This is a genomic window from Cupriavidus sp. 05T313, assembly GCF_056396665.1.
Genome location: NZ_JBFTLX010000497.1, coordinates 1 through 1,540, shown reverse-complemented (window position 1 = coordinate 1,540; position 1,540 = coordinate 1). Strand labels below are relative to the sequence as shown.

The 1,540-nt window shown below is 59.9% G+C and carries 1 pseudogene; it reads left to right on the top strand.

Annotated elements, in window-relative coordinates:
- Positions 1-1,498 (top strand): annotated as a pseudogene (locus tag AC1DKD_RS41185) (hypothetical protein); the annotation flags it as partial.
- Positions 1,499-1,540: the final 42 nt, after the last annotated feature.

The following is a 1,540-nucleotide window of genomic DNA, read 5'->3' as shown; positions in this document are numbered from 1 at the left end:
GCGGGACACCGCCGGCACCAACAGCACGGTCGGCAAGAACCCCAACCTGGACCAGGTGCTGAACAAGCAGTCCGACATGATGGGGCCGCCGCCCACCGCCGGCGAGGCGGTCGCCAAGACGGTGGGCGACGTGGCCGGCGCCAAGGAGAAGGAGGCGCGTGCGAATGCCAAGGCCGCCCATGACGCCGGGGATAGCGAGATGGAACACAAGTACCTTGCCGACGCGAAGAACTGGGAGGAAGGCGGCGACTACCGTGCGGCGCTGCACGCCGCAGGCGGCGCGCTTGTTGCGGGCCTGGGTGGCGGCAACGCGGTGGCCGGCGCAGTCGGTGCGGGTGCGTCGTCGCTGGCTGCGCCCAAGCTTCAAGAGCTTGGCAATGCGGTGTCAGAGAGTTTGGATACTGGCAATGCGGGGCTGAATGAAGCGCTCGGAAATGTGGCGGCCAATATCGCAGCGGGTGGCTTTGGTACGATCGTGGGTGGTGGCTCGGGTGCGGCGGCGGCAGCGAATGTGGATCGGTTCAACCGGCAGTTGCATCCGGATGAACAGAAGTGGATCAAGGACAATGCCAAGGCTTTCGCACGGCGGCTCAATGGCGGGCAAGCTCCGTCTGATGTCCAGGTTGCTGACGCAGAGCAGCGCCTTGCACAACAGGGCTTTCGTCAAGTGCAGAACGGTGCTGGCGATGCATGGGACCAAGCTGCGAGCGGCTTCCTGAGCCAGGCGCACATGATGCTCCCTGCCGATCCTTCCTGCGCCGCATGCGGGATTAGTTACTCATTCCAGCCGACCGCAGCGCAAAAAGCCAATGCTGACATGTATGCCAACTATCTGCCGCAGGACCGGAACAGTAGTTTCTACGCGCAGAATGACCTCTCACAACCAACGAGCGCCGCTGTTAGTGCAGCTAACCAGCGAGCGCAGACTATTAACAATTTGATGGGGGCTAGTACGATCGCCGCCCCGGTTGCGGCGGCACTGTTGGTTGGGGCGCCTATAGCAACTGCTGCTGGGGGAATCTTTGGATATGCAGCAATTGGTGGGACGGTGGGTGGTGGAATGGATGCTTCCGGCCAATRTGCGCAAACAGGCACCATTCGCCTTTTCCAGTCTCTGTTTGCTGGTGGAACAGGGGCCATCACGGGACCGATTGGTGGTAACGTCGGCTTCATAGGCAACGTGTTGGTCGGTGGGGCCGGTGCGGCTGCAAATACAGCGTTCAATAATATTTTCTATGGCGAAAACAATAGCATTCTATTCGCGGGTGCCGTTGGCTCGACATTCAGCGGTGCTGCGTACCCAATCGGCTTAGGAGTAACAAAGCTGGCGGGGCAGACTCTGCCGTCGCTGGTCTACCCCAATGGGCTGAAGCCAAACATACCCGCCTTGCTCCAAGGTTCGCCAAATCCCTATCCTGCAAACACTGGGGCAACGGCGGGCTCTTTCACCCAAGGATTTGGATCGTTTTTTCCGAGTAAAAAAACGGGAAAGCAATGATGCGAAAGATTGATGATCTACTGCGACAGAATGGTTGGGCGC